Annotated in this window: 18 protein-coding genes; 11 read left to right on the top strand and 7 right to left on the bottom strand. The window is 37.5% G+C overall.

Annotation, left to right across the window (positions count from 1 at the left end; genetic code table 11):
* Positions 1–93: 93 nt before the first annotated feature.
* From ACN0U3_RS06525 to ACN0U3_RS06490, 8 genes are all read left to right on the top strand, one after another.
* The gene (locus tag ACN0U3_RS06525; protein WP_417265588.1) at positions 94–1050 is read left to right on the top strand and encodes an NAD(P)H-dependent flavin oxidoreductase; all 957 of its coding nucleotides are present in this window, start codon (positions 94–96) and stop codon (positions 1048–1050) included.
* The gene (locus tag ACN0U3_RS06520; protein ID WP_299204441.1) at positions 1050–2297 is read left to right on the top strand and encodes a M16 family metallopeptidase; all 1248 of its coding nucleotides are present in this window, start codon (positions 1050–1052) and stop codon (positions 2295–2297) included. Before ACN0U3_RS06525 ends, ACN0U3_RS06520 begins: the two co-directional genes overlap by 1 nt.
* Positions 2287–3543, top strand: a complete 1257-nt coding sequence (locus tag ACN0U3_RS06515) for a M16 family metallopeptidase (RefSeq protein ID WP_417265587.1) — start codon at positions 2287–2289, stop codon at positions 3541–3543. Before ACN0U3_RS06520 ends, ACN0U3_RS06515 begins: the two co-directional genes overlap by 11 nt.
* A gap of 85 nt (positions 3544–3628) precedes the next feature.
* Positions 3629–6961: a gliding motility-associated C-terminal domain-containing protein gene (locus tag ACN0U3_RS06510; protein ID WP_417265586.1), complete on the top strand. Its 3333-nt coding sequence runs from the start codon at positions 3629–3631 to the stop codon at positions 6959–6961.
* Positions 6962–7042: 81 nt separating this feature from the next.
* On the top strand, positions 7043–7843 hold the full coding sequence (gene tatC, locus ACN0U3_RS06505; RefSeq protein ID WP_299204450.1) for a twin-arginine translocase subunit TatC: 801 nt from the start codon (positions 7043–7045) through the stop codon (positions 7841–7843).
* A 92-nt stretch (positions 7844–7935) separates the two neighbouring features.
* The gene (locus tag ACN0U3_RS06500; RefSeq protein ID WP_417265585.1) at positions 7936–10386 is read left to right on the top strand and encodes a DUF5686 family protein; all 2451 of its coding nucleotides are present in this window, start codon (positions 7936–7938) and stop codon (positions 10384–10386) included.
* Positions 10387–10462: 76 nt separating this feature from the next.
* Complete coding sequence (gene lptB, locus ACN0U3_RS06495; protein ID WP_299204456.1) at positions 10463–11194, top strand: LPS export ABC transporter ATP-binding protein; 732 nt, start codon at positions 10463–10465, stop codon at positions 11192–11194.
* Between the two features lie 29 nt (positions 11195–11223).
* A complete protein-coding gene (locus ACN0U3_RS06490) occupies positions 11224–11667 on the top strand; it encodes a hypothetical protein (protein WP_417265584.1) in 444 nt (147 codons plus the stop codon).
* An 11-nt stretch (positions 11668–11678) separates the two neighbouring features.
* Here ACN0U3_RS06490 and ACN0U3_RS06485 read toward each other — a convergent pair whose 3' ends face one another.
* Both ACN0U3_RS06485 and ACN0U3_RS06480 read right to left on the bottom strand, forming a co-directional pair.
* On the bottom strand, positions 11679–12920 hold the full coding sequence (locus ACN0U3_RS06485) for a PP2C family protein-serine/threonine phosphatase (RefSeq protein ID WP_299204463.1): 1242 nt from the start codon (positions 12918–12920) through the stop codon (positions 11679–11681).
* Positions 12920–13846, bottom strand: a complete 927-nt coding sequence (locus ACN0U3_RS06480; RefSeq protein ID WP_417265583.1) for an LpxD N-terminal domain-containing protein — start codon at positions 13844–13846, stop codon at positions 12920–12922. The genes ACN0U3_RS06485 and ACN0U3_RS06480 overlap by 1 nt, the downstream gene beginning before the upstream one ends.
* A 325-nt stretch (positions 13847–14171) precedes the next feature.
* Between ACN0U3_RS06480 and ACN0U3_RS06475 the strand changes: the two genes are divergently transcribed.
* From ACN0U3_RS06475 to rfaE2, 3 genes are all read left to right on the top strand, one after another.
* Entirely contained in the window at positions 14172–15785 is a 1614-nt protein-coding gene (locus ACN0U3_RS06475; RefSeq protein WP_417265582.1) for a gliding motility-associated C-terminal domain-containing protein, read from the top strand.
* 168 nt (positions 15786–15953) lie between these two features.
* Entirely contained in the window at positions 15954–17006 is a 1053-nt protein-coding gene (locus tag ACN0U3_RS06470) for a lysylphosphatidylglycerol synthase transmembrane domain-containing protein (protein WP_299204472.1), read from the top strand.
* Positions 16984–17496: a D-glycero-beta-D-manno-heptose 1-phosphate adenylyltransferase gene (rfaE2, locus tag ACN0U3_RS06465; protein WP_417265581.1), complete on the top strand. Its 513-nt coding sequence runs from the start codon at positions 16984–16986 to the stop codon at positions 17494–17496. Before ACN0U3_RS06470 ends, rfaE2 begins: the two co-directional genes overlap by 23 nt.
* Before the next feature lie 226 nt (positions 17497–17722).
* Here rfaE2 and ACN0U3_RS06460 read toward each other — a convergent pair whose 3' ends face one another.
* From ACN0U3_RS06460 to ACN0U3_RS06440, 5 genes are all read right to left on the bottom strand, one after another.
* Positions 17723–18106: a hypothetical protein gene (locus ACN0U3_RS06460; RefSeq protein ID WP_417265580.1), complete on the bottom strand. Its 384-nt coding sequence runs from the start codon at positions 18104–18106 to the stop codon at positions 17723–17725.
* Positions 18084–18329 (bottom strand): AtpZ/AtpI family protein, encoded by a 246-nt coding sequence (locus ACN0U3_RS06455; RefSeq protein ID WP_417265579.1) that lies wholly within the window; start codon positions 18327–18329, stop codon positions 18084–18086. Before ACN0U3_RS06455 ends, ACN0U3_RS06460 begins: the two co-directional genes overlap by 23 nt.
* Positions 18329–18781 (bottom strand): bactofilin family protein, encoded by a 453-nt coding sequence (locus ACN0U3_RS06450; RefSeq protein ID WP_417265578.1) that lies wholly within the window; start codon positions 18779–18781, stop codon positions 18329–18331. The genes ACN0U3_RS06455 and ACN0U3_RS06450 overlap by 1 nt, the downstream gene beginning before the upstream one ends.
* Before the next feature lie 12 nt (positions 18782–18793).
* Positions 18794–21484 (bottom strand): hypothetical protein, encoded by a 2691-nt coding sequence (locus ACN0U3_RS06445; protein WP_417265577.1) that lies wholly within the window; start codon positions 21482–21484, stop codon positions 18794–18796.
* A 124-nt stretch (positions 21485–21608) separates the two neighbouring features.
* The gene (locus tag ACN0U3_RS06440) at positions 21609–22259 is read right to left on the bottom strand and encodes a YceI family protein (protein WP_417265576.1); all 651 of its coding nucleotides are present in this window, start codon (positions 22257–22259) and stop codon (positions 21609–21611) included.
* Positions 22260–22793 lie beyond the last annotated feature (534 nt).

The raw sequence follows: 22793 nt of genomic DNA, 5'->3' as shown, positions 1-22793 counted from the left end.
TCGTCTTCGGGTGGGTTTACTTGTACGGACGATTTACAACCCGTCCTTTCTACCACAAGCGAAACTTCAATTACATATTAAACAACTCATTTTATGCAAAATAGAATTACATCATTATTTAATATCGAGTATCCACTTATTCAAGCCGGAATGATATGGTGCTCAGGTTGGGAATTGGCATCTGCCGTTTCTAACGCAGGTGGATTAGGAATCATTGGCTCAGGGAGTATGTATCCTGAAATTCTGGATGAACAAATTCAAAAATGTAAAGCTGCAACCAATAAACCTTTTGCAGTGAACTTACCAATGCTTTATCCCGACATTGACAAGCATGTTGCGACAATCATCAAACATAAGGTTCCTATTGTTTTCACCTCTGCAGGAAACCCAAAAACATGGACCAAGCATTTGCAAGACCATGGAATCATCGTTGTTCACGTAGTTTCCAGTGTGAAATTCGCATTAAAATCTGAGGAAGCCGGTGTCGATGCAATTGTTGCCGAGGGATTTGAAGCTGGTGGACACAACGGAAAAGATGAAACAACTACATTTTGTTTGATCCCAATGGTTGCTGAAGCAGTAAAAATTCCAATAATTGCCGCAGGTGGAATTGGAAACGGAGCTGGAATGTTAGCCGCCATGAACCTTGGTGCAGACGCTGTTCAAATTGGGAGTCGATTTGTGGCTTCTGAAGAATCTTCCGCACACATCAACTTCAAAAACACAGTAGTTGAGGCAAAAGAAGGAGACACCGTTCTAACGTTAAAAGAAATTACTCCTGTTCGTTTGATCAAAAATGCTTTTTACAAGCAGGTAGTTGAAGCCTATAACGAATGTAAAAGCGTTGAGGATTTAGTGACTTTGCTTGGACGAGGAAGAGCAAAGAAAGGAATGTTCGAAGGAGATTTAGAAGAAGGTGAATTAGAGATTGGGCAAGTTTCAGGATTGATTCACAAAATTCTTCCTGCCGCACAAATCGTTGAGGAGATTGTTAATGATTTCAAAGTTGCTTTATCCGCACAAAATACAAATGAAAAATTTAAATTTTAATGGTAGAATTTGAGCGTTTTGAATTGGACAATGGCTTGCGTGTAATTTTTCACAAAGACACCACAACCCCAATGGCTGTTGTGAATACTTTGTACGATGTAGGTGCACGAGATGAGTCTCCAGAAAGGACTGGATTCGCACACTTGTTTGAACATTTAATGTTTGGAGGTTCGATAAATATTCCAAACTTCGACGGCCCCTTACAAGAAGCTGGTGGGTCTAACAATGCTTTTACTAGTAATGACATCACCAACTATTACGATGTTCTTCCAGTACAAAACTTAGAAACGGCCTTGTGGCTAGAAAGTGACAGAATGCTTTCTTTGGCTTTTACAGAAAAAAGTTTAGAAGTTCAAAGAAGTGTTGTCATTGAAGAATTTAAACAACGCTACTTAAATCAACCCTATGGAGATTTATGGTTAGAATTTAGGCCTTTGGCATATAAAGTTCATCCCTACCGTTGGGCCACAATAGGAAAAAACATTGAACACATTCAGGAGGCAACAATGGAGGAAGTAAAAGACTTCTTTCATACACATTATCACCCTGGAAATGCAATTTTGGTTATTGCTGGCAACCTAGATTTAGAGGAAGTTAAAAGATTAGTCAAGAAATGGTATGGAGACATTCCTGCTCGAAAAAAGAAAGTTAGAAATCTACCTCAAGAACCAAAACAGACTGAATTTAGAACCAAAACAATAGAAAGAGATGTTCCTTCTGATGTTTATACCTACGGTTTCAAAATGGCTGGAAAAGGTCAACAAGGGTATTACGAAGCCGATTTAATTTCAGATATTCTCGGAAGAGGAAAGTCTTCTCGTTTATACAAACGATTAAAAAAAGAACTTGAATTGGTTACAGAAATCAACGCATACATTATGGGGTCTAACGATCCCGGGATGTTAATGCTCTCTATTCATCCAAATGACGGTGCAACACTAGAAGAAATTGATGCTGAAATATGGGCCGTTTTAGAAGAATTAAAATCTAATTTAATTGAAGGAACGGAACTCGAAAAAATCATCAATAAAGTAAAAACCACCAAAGCATTTTCTGAACAAGGAGTATTGAATAAAAGCATGGCCTTAGCAATGAATGAACTTTTGGGCGATGCCAACCTCATCAATACCGAAACAGATGAATATGAAAAAGTAACTGTTGAGGGAATCCGGAGTCAGGCCAATGTTATTTTACAAAAAACGAACTGTTCTCAACTGATAATTAAAGCGAAAAAGAATGATAAATAGAACAATTGCACCGAAGACATCTACGGTAACTCATATTGATTTTCAATCGCCAGAAATTGACACTTTAGAAAATAAAGTTCAAGTTTACAGCATGCGAAAAACAGACGATGAAACAGTGCGTATTGATTTCGTATTTGATGCAGGGAGCTTAAAAACCTCTAAAATCGTCGCTCAACTGGCGGGGGAACTTTTATTCTCAGGGACAGAAAACAAATCGAGTGAAGAAATAGATGAAGAGATTGATCGACTGGGAGGGTTCACCGGTGTAGAAGTCTCGACTGAAAAATCAACTATCTCTTTAATTGGACTTCGTGAACATGTAGTTGCGATCGCTGAAATTGTTGTAGATGCGATGATCAATGTCAATTTCAATCCGAAAGAAATCAAACAATTGCTTCAATCCAAGAAAAAGAAAATGGCCATTAGTTTAGAGAAGGTTTCGACCCAAGCGCGACGTGCTTTCCTAAGTGATTTGTTTAAAAATTCACCTTATGGTGATTTGGCGCAACTCGAAGATTTTAACCATATAGAAAAAAATGATCTCATTGAATTTCACCACAGTAAATACCTTTCTGGCTTACAATATATCTCTATAGTCGGAGCAGTGAGTGATCAAGATTTAAACAGCATTAAAACGCTCGGAAACCAATTCAATAAAGACGAGGTTACTCCCATTGAATATGACTATAGCTATTCGCCTAATGTCATCCATATCGAAAAAGAACAAGCGCTTCAAACAGCGATTCGTGTTGGCCGTGTTTTGTTCAATAAACAACATACAGATTTCATAAAATTCAGCGTTGTCAATACAATTCTAGGTGGATATTTTGGCAGTCGACTGATGACTTCAATTCGTGAAGACAAGGGATACACTTATGGTATCGGTTCTGGTGTTGCACAGCTATTAGAAACAGGTTATTTCTTTATCAGTACAGAAGTAGGAAAAGAATTTAAAGACCTGACGCTAGAGGCTATTCAAAACGAAATTAAAATTCTGCAAACCGAGGAGGTTAGCGAAAAGGAGTTAGATTTGGTTAAAAACTACATCATTGGACAAATTTTAGAGCAGTCTGACGGAGCGCAAGCGATGATGGATCGATTTATTGCTGTAGAAACCTACGGTATGGATTATACCTATTATGATGAATTCATCAAACAAGTCAACGAAATTACGCCTATTGAAGTTATGGCATTAGCAAATCAATATTTGAAATGGGAAGACTTCACAATAGTAAGCGCTGGATAGTAAACTGGAATAAAAACTAAATTCAGCAACGATTACCTTTCGAAATACGTTATAATAAATGTACGAAAAACACGTTAAAATCCAGATGCGCAATTTATTATATATCATCTTACTCGTCAGCTCAATTGGTCTTCTACCGAAAGCTGCTAACGCTACACATGGAATGGGTGGTGAAATCACTTGGCAATGTCAAGGAAATGGTGATTATGTATTTGAATTAAAATTCTACCGAGATTGTAATGGGTTTGAAGTGAATACCAATTTTGAGGTAATTGACGTATGGGGACATGCAACATTGACCTCTATCCAAGTTGACTTTGTAAATCGAGCTGATATCTCTCCAATGTGTACTCCAGCTGCAGGAAACCAACCTTTTGACTGCGGAACAGGTGTTTCAGGAGGAAATGGGATTGGTGCTGTTGAAGAAATCACCTACCGCAGTGCGCCCATCACAATTCCTGGAATTCCACCCAGTGGTGGATGGCATTTTACCTATCAGAACTTTTCAAGAAGTGGCGCCTTAACCAACATTCAAAATCCAACTAGCTATGGAATAACATTATCTGCTGCGATGTACCAAATTCCTGGAGCAACAGGTGGATGCATCGATAATTCTCCAACTTTTTTACAATCTCCACATATTGTCAGCTGTGCTGGAGACCCATATGATTACAATCCAAATGGAGTTGATGTAGATTTAGATTCTCTGCATTTCAGTTGGGGAAAACCTTTGGATTACTTCCCGAGTGGAATTTATACTCCTCCAACATCCCCTGCTCCTGTACTATTTGAACCGGGATTTTCACATGACAATCCAACACCTGATGCTGCCTTCAACCCAAACAACGAAGCTGCAACGATAAATCCAGAAAATGGACGTATACAATTCAGGTCATACACCCAAGGAAATTTCGCAACAAAAATCGTGGTTGACGCTTTTAGAAATGGTGTTAAAATTGCCACTGTTGAAAGAGAAATCCAACTCATTGTTTCCTCATGTTCTGGAACAAACAACGTACCTACGATAACGCCTCCGTTTGCAGCAAACACTTCTTTTGAAACATCGATATTTGCAGGCGACGCTATTAATTTTGATATTATTGCTTCTGACTTAGACCTACTTCAAGATGGAACTCCACAGTCTGTAACAATTTCCTCCTCAGGATTGATGTACGGAACAGGATATGCGGATGCCAACAATGGCTGTATCACTACTCCATGTGCAACATTAAACACACCTTCTGTTACTTCAACAAACAATGCAACCATGCAATTCAACTGGCAAACTTCCTGTGATCACCTCATCGGTGCTACCGGACAAGCTTTAGATGTAGTACCTTATATTTTCGTATTTAAAGTTCAAGATGATTATTGTCCAATCCCTAAAGTGCAATACGCTACTGTCACCATAAACGTTTTAAACAAAGATGTTTTACCTGGTCCGGAAATAACCTGTATCACCGGGAATGCTGCTGGAGATATAGTGATTAATTGGAATCCTATTACTGATCCTTATGGTGTTTTTACAGGTTATCAGATTCATGGTGTAAACGGAGGACATTATGCAACTGCCGGAAACATTAACTCCAATAGTTTCACCCTAAATGGTGGTGTTGGAGGAACGGACCAATTCTTTATTTCCACAATGTCAGGATGCAATGGAAATACAGCAAGAAACTCAGATACACTTTCCAACATCTTTTTAGACCTCAACAATCCTGGAAATGGTGAAGCAATTCTACAATGGAACGATCCCCATCCAACTCAACACTCTACTTTTAATGATTATTATCATATCTACAAAGAATTCCCTGCTGGAACATGGACACTAATCGATTCTGTTCCCTACAATACTACAAGTTATTACGACACCATAACAGTATGTTCTGAGTTTATTAGTTATCAAATCGTTCTAGAAACAGACCAATGTAATTTCACCAGCAATATTGAAGGTGATGTTTTTGAAGATAAAATTGTTCCTGATATTCCTGTCATTTCGAATGTTGATATTGATACCTTAACAGGTGACATTACCATTAATTGGAGTGAAAACTCACAGGAAGATACGTATGGTTATGTAATTTATCAAACAGACCAAAACGGAAACCTTGTTGAAATAGATACTGTGTGGGGAAAACCAAACACCAGCTACACCCACTCAGAAAATCATGAAAATGGTCCATTCGAATATTCAATAGCCGCATTTGATTCTTGCTATACATCCAACGTTCCACCAACACATCAAACTTCAGCCAAAGCAACACCTCATACCACCAACTTTTTGAGTAGTTCAATAGACATCTGTAATCGACAAGTTAATTACAGTTGGACGGGATACATAGGATTTACCAATAACGCCAATCATATTCTATTTGTACGTGTTAACGGTGGTCCGTGGCAGCAAGTAGGTCAAACTACGAACAACAACATCAATTTTAACATCAACGCAGGAGATGAAATTATTGCCGTAGTTCAAACCATTTCCAATGATGGAGTAAGTTCTTTTTCAAATGTCAACCACTTAACTTTTACAGCCGACCAAAGTCCAGACATTTCGTATTTAAGCGTTGCTACAGTGGAGGACAACAGAATTGCAGTAAGGTACCAAATTTCTCATGGAGAAGGAGCAGAAATTGTGAAGTTAGAACGCTTTAACAACAGAACTCAAGCCTTTGAGGTCATTGATTCTAAGCCCGTTAACAATTTAAATGAAATTACATTCATAGATACAGATGTTGAAGTCAACAAACGCTCATACCTTTACAGGGCTGAAGTAATTGATACATGTAATCAGTCCTTTGGTTATTCCAACATAGGACAAACCATTCATCTAAGCGTGACCACCAAGCAAGAGACAGAAGCTCATGTTTTACAATGGACACCCTACGCAGCGTTTTTAGGAAATTTACTTTCCTATAAAGTATACCGATCAATTGATGGGCAATTCGATCCTACTCCAATTGCAGTTTTGCCATACAATATTCGAACGTATACAGATTCTGTAGGAACTATTGGCAACAACGATGATGGAAAAACCTGTTATCTTGTCGTTGCTGAAGAAGGTCCTAATCAGTATGGTCTAGAAGAACTAAGTTACAGCAATAAAGCATGTGGTGTAATTAGTCCAACAATTTACATTCCTAATGCCTTTAGTGTTGGTGGACACAATCCTGTTTTCAAACCAGAAACAAGGCAACGTCAAATCGAAAACTACCTCTTTGAAATTTACGACCGTTATGGGCGCGTAATTTTCTCTACAGAAGACCCTAACGAAGGGTGGAACGGCCAGTTAAAAGGGCAAACTAGAATTGCAAGAGAAGGGGTCTATGTTTATCGTTTATCTCTGCGAGACGGGAATGGAGTAGAAATCATAAGACATGGACATGTCACCTTGTTGGATTATCGTAATGTTGAATAATCTTTAAGTTGATTTTATTCTATAGAACAATCATTATTTACATCGTTATCATAAGAAAATAAAGTATTTTTGCAATCGGTTATGAGTGAGCAAGAAGAAAATGAAATGTCATTCCTCGATCACCTTGAGGAATTGCGTTGGAGAATTGTAAAATCAGTAATTGCAATATTGGTTTTCGCTGTAGTTATGTGGTTTTTTAAGGAATGGTTAATCCAAAACTTATTTATCGCTATGACCAAGCCAGACTTTGTCTCATTCCAATTCATGTGTGATTATTTGAACATTTGCGTAGGTGAAATACCTATTAAATTTCAATCCAATAAAGTAGGCTCACAATTTTCTTATGCATTATTGATGTCATTTGTTGGAGGATTCATACTTGCCTTCCCTTTTGTGTTCTATCAAATGTGGGGTTTTGTAAAACCAGGATTAAAAGCCAATGAAAAAAGTGCCGTTTCAGGAATAACATTTTTTGTTACCATTTTATTCCTGATTGGTGTTGTCTTTGGATACATCGTTGTTGCGCCACTCTGTATTCAGTTCTTTGGGGGATTCTCTTTAGCATCTGAATTCGAAAACATTTGGATGATTGGTTCTTTTATGTCTCTGATCATTTCGAGCGTTATCTTTACCGGGCTATTGTTCTTGCTTCCAGTAATTATTTACATTCTAACAAAAATCGGAATTGTTTCACCTGCATTTCTAAGAAAATACAGAAAGCATTCAATCGTAGGTGTACTTATTTTGTCGGCATTAATTACTCCACCTGACTTTATTAGTCAAGTGATTGTTTCAATTCCCATTATCTTACTCTACGAAGTTGGAATTTTGGTCAGTGCCCGCGTTGAAAAACGGAGATTAAAGCGTGAGCAAGTCGGCTAAAACACTAATTTTATGATTTACTAACACTACTACATGAAAAATAAACATACTTGGTCATTTACATCTCATCAAAATAACTATTTTAGTAATCGATGAGATGGATATTATTCATATTTCTTTTTACTAGTACTTATTTAACTGCGCAAAAAACCGGAGTATCTGGACTTGTGGTAGAGGACGAAACAGGTGAACCCATTCCCTTTGCTAGCGTATTTTTTAAGGATTCAAAAATTGGTACTGAAACAGATTTTGATGGGAAGTATGCCATTGAATCTTACTATGCAACTGATTCATTAGTTGTTCGTGCTTCTGGCTTCGAAACAAAAACTGTAGCCGTAAAGCAAGATGAGTCGCAAGTGTTGAACTTCCGAATGGAGCCCATTACTCAAACCACAGACGAAGTCTTCATTACTGCACCAGATGAAAAACCTTCTACTATTTTACACAGGAGAATTGTCCGCAACAAACACATCAACAACAAAGAAAAACTAGAAGCTTATTCATATCAGAGTTACAACAAAATTCAGTTGGACCTAAACAATATAGGTGATGATTTTGAAGGCCGGAAAATCGTTCAGAACTTAAACTTAGTAATGGACTACCTTGATACCATGGACGGAGGGAAGTATTTACCACTCATTCTTACAGAATCTCTTTCAGAATATTATTACCGTACAAATCCAACCAAGAAAAAAGAAGTCGTCAGCGCCTCTCGAATTACTGGAGTTAAAAACCTTGAAGTCAACCAATTTCTTGGTGAAATGTATCAAGACATCAATGTTTACGAAAACTATATTGGAATTTTTGACAAATCATTCATTAGCCCCATCGCGAATTTTGGATTGGGGTATTACAAATTTTACCTTCAAGACAGTGCTTTTATAGACAATCAATGGTGCTACCTCATGACCTTTAAACCAAAACGGAAAGGAGACCTTACTTTTGAAGGAGAGATGTGGGTACACGACACAACTTATGCAATAAAAAAATGGTCGGCTAATGTTGCAGATGATGCCAACATCAATTATGTCAATGGATTCTACCTAGAACAAATGTTCAATCAAGTAGAGGATGAAGTTTGGATGTTGACCTATGACCGATTAATTGTCGACTTAAATGTTTACGATAATTCAAAACTACTTGGTTTGTATGGTAGAAAGTTAACGACCAGAAAGAATTTCGTCATCAACAAACCACATCCACCTGATTTTTACAAAGCCAGTGAAAATGTCGTCATGCTAGACAGCGCCAACAAGCGGGATGAGGAATATTGGAGAAAACACAGGCACATTCCACTCAATAAGCAGGAAGAAGACATTGATGTTATGATTGACTCTTTGAATGAAGTTCCACTTTTCAAAGCTTTTAAAAACCTCACGTTTTTAGCCACCACTGGATTTTATCCTTTAGGCAAAATAGAATTAGGAAACATACGTAGCTTAATCAGTTACAACACAGTTGAAGGCTTTAGAAATCAAATTCAACTCCGAACTTCCAACGATTTCAGTGAACGCATAGAGTTCTCTGGGAAATTAGCCTATGGTTATCTAGACCAGCAATTCAAGTATGGTGGTGGAATCAGATTCAATGTAACGCCGAAAAAGAGAGGTATGCTAAAGGTGTTTTACGATTATGATGTACAGCAATTAGGATTAGGTGAAAATGCTGCAGATATTGATGGAGCATTTGGATCTTTGTTGAGAACAAAACCATTGAATCAGCTAATTTTCGTAGAAAAATTTGGTGCGGAATTAGAAAAGGATATTGGCAAGTCTTTTATCATTACGGCAGGTGGTCAATGGAAAAGTCTAAGCGCTTTGGGTGAAACTCAATTCCGGGTACCTAATTCTTACGTAGGTTTTGACTTCATCAACGAAGTCAGCACTTTCGAAACTTCATTAAAAATCAGGTATGCGAAAAATGAAGAGTTTATTTCTGGAAGTTTTGACAGGATCTCAATTGGTTCTAAATATCCCATCGTTAGCCTAGAAGGTGTACTTGGAATCAAAGGTGTTTTAGGTTCTGATTATGAATATCAAAAATTAGAACTCAAAATTAAACACAGTCCAAAGCTTGGAGTTTTTGGAAAACTCTACTATGAAATCTATGGAGGGATGTATTTTGGACAAGCGGCCTATCCCTTCCTAAAAGTTCATGAAGGTTCTCAAACCTATTGGTTTCAATCGATGGCACACAACAGAATGGATTACTTCGAATTTATTTCTGACCGATATGTAGGCGCAACTGCTGAACATCATTTTAACGGATTATTTTTTGACCGTGTTCCTTTGATCAGAAAATTAAAATGGAGACTGGTGGCTTCTGCAAAATCTGTATGGGGAGAACTTTCAAGCAAACAAAGAACAGCCATGCTAATGCCAGACAATACCACAGCATTTGGATATACGCCTTATGTAGAAAGTGCCATTGGAATTGAGAACATCTTTAAAGTATTTAGAGTCGATGCAGTTTGGAGGATGACCCATTTAAAACCTGGTGATTCACCTGTTGGAATACGTGCAAAATTTTCCATCAGGTTCTAAACCTACGAAGAGAATCTCTTAGAAAAAGCATCAAGAATACTTAGTTTGTATTATTTTAGTGCTTCGATATCAAAATATGAAATTATTCACCAAAAATATCACAAAGTCATACCGTAACCGTAAGGTTGTAAAAGGTATTTCTATTGAAGTCAATCAAGGAGAAATCGTTGGTTTATTAGGCCCAAATGGAGCAGGAAAAACAACCTCCTTTTACATGATCGTTGGCTTGGTCTCTCCAGATGAAGGGACAGTGCATTTGGATGAAACAGACATCACCAGACTCCCCATGTACAAACGCTCTCAACTTGGAGTAGGTTATCTCCCTCAAGAAGTATCTGTATTTAGAAAGCTGAGTGTTGAAGACAATATTATGGCCATTCTCGAGATGACTAAATTGAACAAGACCGAAAGAAAGGCGAAACTTGAAAAATTGATTTCTGAATTCGGCCTGAACCATGTTAGGAAAAACAAAGGTTCTGCATTGTCGGGTGGTGAAAAAAGAAGAACGGAAATCGCCCGGGCTTTAGCTACCGATCCTAAATTTGTGCTCTTAGACGAACCATTTGCCGGAGTTGACCCGATTGCTGTTGAAGATATTCAATCTATTGTTGCGGACTTAAAGAAAAGGAACATAGGTATTCTGATTACAGACCACAATGTTCAAGAAACACTTTCAATAACAGATCGTGCTTACCTTCTATTTGAAGGAAGTATTCTAAAAGCCGGTACTGCGGAAGAATTAGCAACAGATGAACAAGTTAGAAAAGTCTATTTAGGTCAAAATTTTGAACTTAGAAAAAAATCATAGTATCTTTATCATTACTCAAACTTTGCGCCATGAATAAATTTGCCTTCATTTCGATTCTACTGCTCCTCACGACCTTATTGTCGTCTTGCAAAAAATGTGATCCCTCAAACAGTGTTTCTGGAATCATTATAGAAGATGCTATAATTAGAGCGGTAGGCATTCCAGGTGGACAACATTTTGTTGTTGATGGAAGTGAAGTGAACAAACCTATTGAAATGAGTCTTGATGGTGGTGTTAACTACACTCCTGTTGATTACAGTCAATATTCTGTATTTGCACTAACAACAAGCTCTTCTTGTAGTTCTGGATACAACAGAAATGTGAGCGTTGATGCGGCAAACTCTACCGTTACTTACACCATTACCATTACCGAATGTACAACCTGCACCAACAATACGACCATTGATAATTGGGTGCTGACATCTAAGGTGCCTGGTAACTACACCCCAGTATTTAACATCAATAAGAATTAAAGGGCTTTCCTTTAGAATATTCTACAGCTAAAAATAGCGGTGTCATCTACCAAGTCTTCTGTTTCTCTGAACTCATCCAGTTTTGAGAAAATTAGATTATTCAAATCCTCCATTTTTAAAGGATAAAAACTATGGATTAATTTAATGAGTCGGTCGGTTTGAAAATATTCTCCTGCTTTGTTTTGCAGCTCTACTACTCCGTCGGTGTACAAAATCAATGTTGAATTTGGAGCGATTGTAATTTCATCTGGTTCTATGAATGGGACTTCTTCAAGCATCCCCAGACCAATAGATCCTTTGTCGAGAAACTGTGCTTTTTTTCCATTGGTAAGAATGGGATGATTGTGTCCTGCGTTAATGTATTTCAAACGTCGCGATACCATATGATAATGCCCTATGAAAAAGGTAATAAACTTTTCTCCTTTGGCCGCAAGCATGACTTTCTTATTCAATTCGTGTATGAGGTACTCCAAGTCAAACCTTTCGAAGCCCAACAAAGTACGAATAGTGGCTTGAAAATTGGCCATCAACATAGCTGCGCTAATTCCCTTTCCTGAAACATCAGCAATACAAACAATAAACTCGTTTTTGTTGATGGGAATAAAGTCATAATAATCTCCCCCCACCTCATGACGAGCGGTGTAGGTGGCCGCTAAATCGAGTCGTTTATCTGAAGGTAAATTATCGGGGAAAAGCAACTTCTGCATTTCTGAGGCAACCTCTAATTCTTTATTAATACGCTCTTGAATGATGCTTTGTTTGTTCATTCGTTTATTCTCAATGGCCACAACGATAATATTCGTTAAAGTTTGAATAAAAGACAAGTCTGTGGTGGAGTTTGAACCAATGAAATTACTTGTGCTGATGCTTCGGTCTTTCAATAATAAATAAGCAATTGCTTTCCCTTGATGCACAACAGGAATCACTACGTCGAACTGGTTTAACTCTCTATTGCTCGATGATTCTATAAGGGTTATGTCCTTGAACCGTTTTAAATCACGTTCAATTTCAATGTCTTTAATTCTCCCCTTTACTCCAGATTTTATCAAATACTCCCAATGGTCTTGTTTAATAAACAAAACAAATTTATCCAATCCCAACTGTTCTTTAAGAATGAATTCGTAAACAGAAATTAAGTAATCAACCGACTGATTGGAGTTGATTCCCTTTGAAATTTCAAGCATAGAATTCAACTCAAAGTCTTTAAACTTTAATTGCTCTTTAAGTTCTTGAATTAAGGAATCACGTTTCATTACATATTTTCTAAAATCTCGGGGAGCTTACGAATGGCAGCCATCTCACGATAAACCAATCGAATATCTTTGGCCGGACTACCGAAATAAGTTTTATTTGGGGCCAAACTTTTAGAAATTCCGGACTGGGCCAGAACGATAGCATTTTCGCCAATCACCACATCTGAAGCACAACCTACTTGTCCCCACATGGTCACATTATCTTGTAATTCTACACATCCTGCTATACCAACATTGGCAGCGAGCAAACAGTTTTTACCAATAATGGTATCATGCCCAATTTGCACTTGATTGTCAATTTTTGTTCCTTCACCAATGGTGGTAGTTGCCGTCACCCCCGCATCAATTGTACACAATGCACCAATCTCTACGTTCTTCTTTAACCATACATTTCCACTAGTATGTAAACGGTCATATCCTGTTGGTTTTTTCTTATAATAAAAAGCATGCTGCCCAATTACAGTGTTTGCTCCAATAAACACATTGTCCTCAATGATGGTATAATCCATAATTACCACTCCTGGATAGATGATTACATGCTCACCAATAATTACGTTATTTCCTATCGTTACGTTTGGATAAATCTGAGCAGATTCTGCAATCTTAGTGTTTTCACCGACCATTCCTGAAAGGAAGCGCATAGGTCTATAATGCTTTGTCAGTCGATTAAAATCATCAAAAGGCTGCTTACTGACCAACAAGCCTTTACCCTCAGGACAATCTACCTCTTTATCAATTAAAATGGTTGTTGCATTACTGTTTAATGCTTTATCATAATACTTTGGGTGGTCTACAAAAACAATATCTCCTGCTTCAACCCTGTGAATTTCGTTTAAGCCAGTGATCTCGTGACTTGGGTCTCCAACGAATTCACAATTTAAAAATTCTGCAACTTCTTTTAAGGTTTTTGATTGCTGTAATTTCATAACAATACATTTATTATTTTGCTCAACTAGTAAATTTATAAAGAATCTATAGAAGATTTTAAAGCTTAAAGAATAGTTGTAAGCGTTGTCTTGTTAGTAATATCGATTTTGAAAGGTTCTACCACGAATTTAATGGAAGTCTATATGAAGTAGATGTCCCAAAAACTGTTTACAAGGCATTCCTTTTCAGATCAATTCATTGTGATGGAAATTTCACCATTTGGGTTCATTCGCATGAAAAAACTTCCTATAATTTAATGTTAAATTAACCAACGCTCGGAATAAATATCATTTCTTTGCACCTCATTTATGTTTTATTGACCCCATGAAATTAAAAAACAATACATTTTTTCACCGTTCACTCTTCGCTATTGTACTCACTTTATTCAGCTTTCAGCTCAATGGTCAAATAGTGTTTGAAGAAAACTTCAACCTACCCGAAGGAACAACTTCAGGGACTGCAGACGGAGTAAACTGGTCTTCTTCGTGTCCTACTTGTTTAAATGGTGATCACTGGGAGGTTAAATCAGGGGTTTTTGAAGGAAAAGACACCAATGGGGAGGCTGTTTGGGCAACAGATACACCCATTGATATTTCAGCATGTGAAAATATTGAAATTAGTTTTGACATTAACAGTATCGGAACCATGGAAGGATGCGGAACAGACTGTAACTCCGTCGATTGGGTGCGCTTTCAATACAATATTGATGGCGCAGGTTGGGTTGATCCAGCAAACTCTTACTATTGTAGCGGAACTTGCGCAGGAATCAATGTAGTTTCTTCAGACGATACCCCATTTACCAATTACTCAACAGGATGCATCCCTACAGGAGGAAGTTCTTTACAACTTAGAATTTCCGTTCAATGTTGGGCTGGCGATGAAGCCTGGCAAATAGACAACATCAAAGTTTCTTGTGGTTCCGCAAATGCAGGGGAAAACGCTGTATTGAATACTTGCTCTGGTTCACCGGCAACTGATTTATTTAATCAATTGGGTGGAAATCCAATCAACGGTGGAACATGGAGTGGTCCTTCCAACCTTTCTGGTGGTGATGCGGGAACCTTTGATCCTGCAACAATGAATGAAGGAACTTATACCTATACTGTAGGCAACAGTCCTTGTCAAGCAAGCGCCAATGTAGTTGTTAACTTTGTTTCTTCTGGCAATGCAGGCAACGATGCAACGATTGAAATTTGTAACACTTCACCCTCTTTAAACCTATTTGATGTATTGGGCGGCTCGCCACAAAACAATGGGGTTTGGAGCGGACCTTCTGCACTTACAGGTGGAGATTTAGGTACATTCAATCCAGCAACTATGCAAACCGGTGATTACACCTATACAGTTGGAAGTACACCTTGTGAACAAAGCGCAGTGGTAACAGTAGTAACTGGTGGACCAACAGCGAGCTTTTCTGCGAATCCTACATCAACAACAGTAGAAAACACCTTGGTTCAATTTACAAACACATCGCAGAATGCAAGCAGTTTTGTCTGGGATTTCGGTGATGATTCACCAAGCACTGCCACAATTAACCCAAGCCATAACTACCCAGACTTAGAGCAAGGAATTTACACCGTTACCTTAACTGCTTATGATGCCAACAACTGTACTGATGTTACTACAGCTCAAATTACCATCGTAGCTCCAGAGATGAAATATGAAATTCCTAATGTGTTCACTCCGAATGGTGACAATAACAATGATTTTTTCAAACTCATCGAAGCACAGAATATAGAGAGTATTGAGTTAGAAATACTCAACCGCTGGGGGAATGTTGTGTTTACCAGTAAGGACACCAATTTCCAATGGAATGGAAAAATCAATAATGATGGTCCTGAAAGTATGGAAGGTACATATTTTTACCAGCTGGTCTTGACCGATTTCAACGGAAAAAATGCAAAGGAGCATGGTTTTCTGCAATTGGTGCGAGACTAAATAAAGGCGAAACAGATGCATCTAAATCAATTATCTAGTCAATCGCCAGCGAATGTAACTTTGTAAGATTTCAGTTAAATGATTTTTTTTAAATCACAATTGACGCATTTCTAAGTATTCTAATCCATAGAATATTTTATCTTCGTTGTTCTTATCAGAAAAGAAACAATGTCAAAGCGCTCCAATAAGAAAATCATTTCAGTAATCAAGATTGTTTTTCCTATGGCTATTGGGCTTTATTTGTTGTGGCACTTTTATACCGCAATGGATGAAGCGACAAAGGAGGTGTTCTTTAAAGCCATAAACGAGGCCAATTACTCTTGGATTTTACTTTCAATGACAATAGGTTTTTTAAGCCACATTGTTCGAGCCTACCGGTGGAAATACATGTTAGAACCCATAGGATTCACTCCCAAGTTTTGGCACCGATACCATGCTGTAATGGTAGGTTATCTAGTCAACCTTTTAATTCCAAGAGCCGGAGAAGCTACACGAGCCGCACTACTTTATCAGACCGACAAGATTTCATTTTCAAAAAGTTTTGGAACCATTATCGCTGAAAGGGTATTTGATTTAGTCATGTTAGGCCTGATTTTCTTAGGGACCATTCTTCTTAGTTTCGAGGACTTAATTGCTGTTAAGGACATCATAATTGCAGGTTCCCCGGAAGACGGCGGAGCGGAAGGCTCACAATGGGTCATTTATACTATGGTCTCTCTTATTATTGGTGGTTTGCTGTTATTTGCACTGCTGTGGGCTAAACTCGATAAGTTTAGAGAAAAAGTAAACAACTTTGTAAAGGATGTAATGAATGGAGTTTTTGCCATTTTTAAATCAAAGAAACCTTTTCAATTTATTTTTTACACCGTATTGGTTTGGGCGCTTTATCTGCTCTTTTTTGGAATTTGTTTTAATGCCTTTGAGCAAACAGAAAACTTTCCCATCAACGGAGTGTTAATTGGTTTTATCGCTGGAACATTTGGACTGATGTTTACCAATGGAGGCATCGGGGCCTACCCTTATTTAGTTGGAATTGTTGTTATATTTTACATTGGAGGAGATTTTGACACCACCGAAGAAGCAGAAGGAATTGGAAAAGCACTGGGAATGATTATTTGGTTGTCGCAAACTATAATGATGATTATCTTAGGGCTATTATCCTTGGTATTATTACCTAGAAATTATAAAAAAGAAAGTGATGACAAAGTGGGAACAGATTAAGCATAAATTAGTGACTCAAGAAGAGGCTAAAGCAATTATCTCCTCTTGGAAGGACAATGGGGAAAAGGTTGTTTTTACAAATGGTTGTTTTGATATTTTACATCGCGGACATGTAACATACTTAGCAAAGGCAGCATCAATAGGAAATTACCTCATCGTTGGAGTAAATTCTGATGATAGCGTTAGAAGATTAAATAAAGCTCCAAACAGACCCGTAAATGACGAGGAGTCACGCGCATTGATTATCGCTTCATTGGAAGTAGTTGACTTAGTTGTAATTTTTGAAAACGACACCCCAAAAGAGCTGATTGAGTTCATGAAACCTTCAATCTTGGTCAAAGGAGCTGATTACGATGCCGATCTAAGAGATGAGTCAGACCCCAAATATGTAGTTGGTGCAAATGAAGTTAAAGCATACGGAGGAACTGTAATGACCATCGACTTGGAAGAAGGTTTTTCAACAACTGGAATTATTGAACGATTGAAATAAATCTGTTTCTTGTTCACTGAACCACTATGGACTAAAACTACCATAGGTTCACCTGAGAATAAAGTTCTATGCTTATAAAAATAGTTATCCATTAGATGTAAGACATTAGACTTTTTGTCTAACCTCTAATGTCTAATATTTACGTTCTGATAAGATTTTTAAAAGCTAAAGCGAAATGCACTAATCCCGAGGCCTATCGGGAGCATAGTTTTAACTCTTTCTGAGGTCACTCTTTTATTTTCGTTTTTACAAAATAAACAGTTTGGAAAGCTAAAGTAATCAGGAACAGCACAACGAACTGAACCAGGGCGGGTTTAACATTTTCTGGATATCCGATTTTAATATAGGCCGCAAAAGAAAATGAGCCAACCATTTGTAAAGAGGTGAAAATCATATAAAGTTGTGCGAATTCAATTTCAGCAGCTCCACTTTTCCCTAAATAAAACAGAGTCGCTCCCATACTGTTTAGAATAAACAATACTGTATAAGCCAAAATTATTTCATCACCAAAATACAATTCTGGAATCGCTTGGTGAATCCCATAATGGATCAATGCAAGCCCAGTGAAGAAAAATATAAATACAAGATTATCCTTTAGAATCGTCCTCATCTTTACCCATTTTTATTACCTCTCTAATAACTTTATAGAGCGATGCGAATATCGCAAAAAGCGTGAGAACTAAGGTCCAAATAGGGAAGTCATTTCCCTGTTTTTCATCTAACCACTGACCGCCAAGCGCCCCAGCAGCAATTATCACTCCCATCTGAATGGCAATTCCTGAAAACCGAATGTAGGTTTTACCCTGAGATACATTCTTTTTCTTCTTGTCCATTAATAAACGGTATCAGCCATCTTTTCTTGTTCAAGATTTAAATCATCTTTCCCTCCAGACTTACGTTTGTTTTTTTTAGATGTTTTCAATCCTTTTGAAGTATCTCCAGTTTGAATATTCCCTTCAATCTGCGCTCCATCTTCTATCATTAACCTTCCTGTGCGAATATCTCCTTTCACAACTGCTGTTTGATGTAATGAAAGCAATGTCTCCGCAACAATATTACCTTCTACAGTTCCATCTAACTCAACCTCTGTAGCATGAATATTCCCTGTAATAACTCCATCTGCACCCAACACTAACTTTCCGTTACAAACTACACTCCCCTCAACTTCTCCGTCAATTCGTAAGCTACTGTTTGTAGACAAGTCTCCTGTCAATTTAGTTCCTGACACCAATCGATTAAGACGATCTGGACTTTCTTGCTTCACTTTTTTCTCTCCTTTAAACATCCAACTTGGTTTTTAATCGTAATTATTTTGATAAAACTTTCTGTATTCTGGCAGCTTTTGCTGTTGAATTAAAATTTTAAAATTCTCCCTTGAAATCATCATGACTTCATTCTCCTTCAAATTCGCAACATGGCGCCTTGCTTTCTTAAAGTCTCTAATATAAGCCATGGTTTCTGGAGCTGTTTTAAAACTCTTCACCAAAATTAGTCCTTGCTCTTTGTTATACATTTGACTCGTTGAAGAAAGTCTTAATCTACCAAAATACTCACGGTTAAAATTGGAAACATTATTGCCAATCGAATTTGCATTCTGATCCTCTTTAATCAGAACAACAACGTAATACTCTTTCGATTCATAACCAAATAATCCTGTTTCTATTTCGGTAAATTCTTCAAAAACAGGAACACCGTTATTGATTAAATCAATAAGCTCTTGCGATCTTTCCGCAACTTCAGTTTCTGGATATTCAGCAATTGCTTGTTCTAACACCGGCAACAAAGACGTTTTATCACTATTGATTTGTCCCATTGCCATGGCCTTTAATAAAAAGTACTCTTTTCTGTATAGGTTATTGGGTTCATCTGCAATGACCATATCTGCTTTTAGAATAACCGGATAGTACAAACCTTGTTCAAAACGTGTGACAGACCTCAAGTAATCCTGAAGCGCCAAAGCGTCTCTCTCTTTCTTTTTCACAAAATAATCAGGGTCACGCAAGTAATTGGCGTAATCTGAGTTTGGATAGTGATTAAGAATATACGATTTATAAGGTGCAGAATTACCAGTGTTTTCATTGATTTTATACAATTGAAACGCAGATAAAACATTATGCTCATTCTCTACCTTATGGTCAATTACACGTTGAAATTGAACGGCCCCCAATTGTGTTTCATCTAATTGCTCTTTATAAATCATCCCTGAATTGTAGAGAGCAGCTAATAAATTCTCATTGCTTTGATTCATCATTGAATCCGTAAGTGGAATGTCTTTTAACATGTCCTCTACAGACAGCTCCTCGAGTGGAACTTCTTTTGATTCTTCAACAATCAAAGAATCTACAGGAATAGAATCATTTTCAGCAAAGCCCATCGTAATCCTATTCGGTTTATTGGTTAAACGCCAGTAATCTTCATTTTCTCTTTGTCCCCAAATCCTTTTAAAGTCTTCAACCCCTTCTTGCATTGCTTTTGGATTCGTAAAGTACCACTTACTTCCTGGTTTTTGATTTTGCTCGGCATAAGTTTGTTGTAGCTTTCGCAATTGCTCGGCACGAATCGCTTCACGTTCTTTGCGTTCTTGCTCCTCTTTCTGCAATTGCTTGATTACATCTTTTAGGAATTTCTCACGATCTCCCTCACTCATCTGAGCAATTCTTTGAACACTATCCTCATAGGCAACAACATCTATATTTTGCACCAAACTAGCGAGCTTATCGGCCTTGTTTCGGATCACTTCTGCATTGAAATAGCTGTCTGGAATAACCTGAGCAGAGCTGTCGTAGTAACGTTGGGCGTAGACATAGTTTTTTTCTTCATAAGATAAATCTCCTAACTTTTCGTAACTCACTCCTTTTTGACGTGGATTATTTAAAGAGAAGAATGTTGATTTTGTAAGGTAGTATTTGGCCATATCGCGGTCTTGACGATTTAACTCCACTTTCGACATAGCAAAATAAATCTGATCTCTAAACTCCAAATAGCGCTCTTCTTTGGCCAATTTGTTTAATTCTTTAATCATTTCATCACTGTCCAGATCACTTACAACAGCACGATTGATTTTCGCATTAAAACTCATTTCAAAAGGAGCGTCCCTTTTAATGCTCATGGTGTAATACTCTCTTGCCTTTGCATCACCACGTTCTTGATACAATTGACCTAAAATAAAACTCAAACGGGCCTTATCTTCTTTTTTACGGGCTTTACCCAATGCTATTTCGAGTTGTTCGATTGCTGTTTTCTGATCGTCTTTGGCCAAGGCCAACATGGCTTTAACTTTTGCTAATTCAAAATCAAAATGTTTTGGAAGCGAAGGCGCCTTATTTTCTTTGTCTTCTTTCTTACGCTTTTTGGATTTACTTTTTGATTTCGACCCGCCATCATCCTCTTGGTCACGGACCATTAATTGACGCTTTTCAATTTTCTGTAGTGTTCTTGTTGCCTCTGACAAATCCCCCATTTGAATTTGGGTTTTAGCTTCCCATAACTGTCCAGAATAAGTGCTTGGACGATTCAAATAGAATTTTCTAACATATTCAAAAGTGGTCAAGGCCTTGTCATAATCACGTCTAATATAATTGGCATATCCAATCATCAACCAGTTCTGATCTATCCAATTGGCATGCTCAGACTTTTTCTGAGAAGGTTTCGAAGCTGTTGGCATACTGTGTTTTGAAATCACAGTTTGACATTTTGAAATAGCAGTGTCCACCACCGGATAAAAATCCACAACATCCTCCTCGTTCGGGAACAATTCTACAGGTAAAATTTCATTAAAATCCTCTCGCGCACCATATCGGTACTCCTCAAGTCCGATGCGAATCAGTTCTTTGGCATTAAAATATCCATTATACTTCGCAGTAGTACTGTGATAAGTCCTGTTAATGAAAGTATTTTTCTCTGTTGAACAGGCACCAACAACAAGGAATAGAGCAAAAAGCGCTACCAAGGTTCCAAAAGCTGTTCGTTTGTTATATTTTTTTGTCATAAAATTGTTCTACTCCGAAGTATTAACTCAAAACCTACAAAAATATTATTAAATTCTGATATTTATTTCATAAATGAAAAAAAGCCAGAGTAATCCCTGGCTTTTCGATTCGGTATTTCTTCAATTATTCACATTCTTTTTTCAATTCTGTTGAGAATGAAATGGTAACATCTGGCCATAACTTAGATTCTGTATCTCCATTGGCAAAATCAGTATGCAACTCCTTACATTCCTCATTCAAGGCATCAATTCCAGCTTGCCCATCCCAGTTTAACACATCAATTTCAGCATCAAAAGAAAAAGCGTTGTCGTTTAAAGTATACGCCCCTTCAACATCCTTTGTAATTGAATTCATTGTAATGGCAAGAACAGCTTTTCCTGAATCATCCAATGACTTCACCTCACCAGAAATTACTTCGGTATTGATTCCACCAAAGAAAAACTCATTGATTTTACCGTCACGACTTACGTCTTTTGTACTAATACTTGAAATTGGAATATTAAAACTCAATCCTTCAATTACTGCTTTAGCGTCTTCATTTTTCTCTCCGCCTTCAACATTGATCTGAGTAAATGTTCCACCTACTCCAACTTTTCCTAAAAACTTGTAAGCTGTAAATGACATTTCTGAATTTGCCGCATCATAAGAATAATAACACGTTTCTGTTTTTTCAACTTCTGCAACTGCAGTTTCTGTAGTTTCTGTTTCACCCGCACAGCTTGACATCATCAATCCTGCTAAAGCAACAAATAAAAATTTAGTATTTTTTCTCATAACATCTCTTATTTTCGATAAATATAGGAAGAATTCAATATTTATAGAGCTTATAAACCATATTTTATATGTGCAAAACAATAAAGCACCTTACTCACCCTAAACTAAATTATTATCCCCTCTCCCTCACTCATGCTCTTCACCCTCTTGCTTTTTTGGGGCTTCCTTTGACAATTCTTTTCCGTATACTCCAAAGATCATCAAGGGCGGGCGCCCCACTATATCTCTGCCTAAAAAGTCAGAGGATGCCGTTTCAACTGCGTAGCATTCATGAGTACCGTAGTCTATATATTTTATGTCACGAGTAATCCTTAAGCCGAAACGAAAAAGATTTACCTATTTTCTAAGATTTTTTCAATTCCTTAATTACTGTGGGTTAAAACCCAAAGCAATAGAAACGATGAAATGAGTTGTTGCTCGAAGTAATTACACACGTAACAATTTAAATCTAAAACTTTTGGGTTACCAAGATAAGTCGTAATTATTAAAAAAGAGATTCCTCGTCGCCCCGAGTTCTCGGGACTCCATCGGAAT

The organism is Brumimicrobium sp. (assembly GCF_048268645.1).
Lineage (GTDB): Bacteria > Bacteroidota > Bacteroidia > Flavobacteriales_D > Crocinitomicaceae > Brumimicrobium > Brumimicrobium ulvae.
Note: the sequence above shows the minus strand (reverse complement) of the source record. Positions and strands in the feature narration are given on the sequence as shown.

Coding starts and splice junctions, on each gene's coding strand:
- ACN0U3_RS06525 (WP_417265588.1), top strand. CDS start 94: ATGCAAAATAGAATTACATCATTATTTAATATCGAGTATCCACTTATT.
- ACN0U3_RS06475 (WP_417265582.1), top strand. CDS start 14,172: ATGAAATTAAAAAACAATACATTTTTTCACCGTTCACTCTTCGCTATT.
- ACN0U3_RS06455 (WP_417265579.1), bottom strand. CDS start 18,329: ATGGACAAGAAGAAAAAGAATGTATCTCAGGGTAAAACCTACATTCGG.
- tatC (WP_299204450.1), top strand. CDS start 7,043: ATGAGTGAGCAAGAAGAAAATGAAATGTCATTCCTCGATCACCTTGAG.
- ACN0U3_RS06460 (WP_417265580.1), bottom strand. CDS start 18,106: ATGAGGACGATTCTAAAGGATAATCTTGTATTTATATTTTTCTTCACT.
- ACN0U3_RS06450 (WP_417265578.1), bottom strand. CDS start 18,781: ATGTTTAAAGGAGAGAAAAAAGTGAAGCAAGAAAGTCCAGATCGTCTT.
- ACN0U3_RS06480 (WP_417265583.1), bottom strand. CDS start 13,846: ATGAAATTACAGCAATCAAAAACCTTAAAAGAAGTTGCAGAATTTTTA.
- ACN0U3_RS06520 (WP_299204441.1), top strand. CDS start 1,050: ATGGTAGAATTTGAGCGTTTTGAATTGGACAATGGCTTGCGTGTAATT.
- ACN0U3_RS06515 (WP_417265587.1), top strand. CDS start 2,287: ATGATAAATAGAACAATTGCACCGAAGACATCTACGGTAACTCATATT.
- rfaE2 (WP_417265581.1), top strand. CDS start 16,984: ATGACAAAGTGGGAACAGATTAAGCATAAATTAGTGACTCAAGAAGAG.
- ACN0U3_RS06500 (WP_417265585.1), top strand. CDS start 7,936: ATGAGATGGATATTATTCATATTTCTTTTTACTAGTACTTATTTAACT.
- ACN0U3_RS06485 (WP_299204463.1), bottom strand. CDS start 12,920: ATGAAACGTGATTCCTTAATTCAAGAACTTAAAGAGCAATTAAAGTTT.
- lptB (WP_299204456.1), top strand. CDS start 10,463: ATGAAATTATTCACCAAAAATATCACAAAGTCATACCGTAACCGTAAG.
- ACN0U3_RS06445 (WP_417265577.1), bottom strand. CDS start 21,484: ATGACAAAAAAATATAACAAACGAACAGCTTTTGGAACCTTGGTAGCG.
- ACN0U3_RS06510 (WP_417265586.1), top strand. CDS start 3,629: ATGCGCAATTTATTATATATCATCTTACTCGTCAGCTCAATTGGTCTT.
- ACN0U3_RS06490 (WP_417265584.1), top strand. CDS start 11,224: ATGAATAAATTTGCCTTCATTTCGATTCTACTGCTCCTCACGACCTTA.
- ACN0U3_RS06470 (WP_299204472.1), top strand. CDS start 15,954: ATGTCAAAGCGCTCCAATAAGAAAATCATTTCAGTAATCAAGATTGTT.
- ACN0U3_RS06440 (WP_417265576.1), bottom strand. CDS start 22,259: ATGAGAAAAAATACTAAATTTTTATTTGTTGCTTTAGCAGGATTGATG.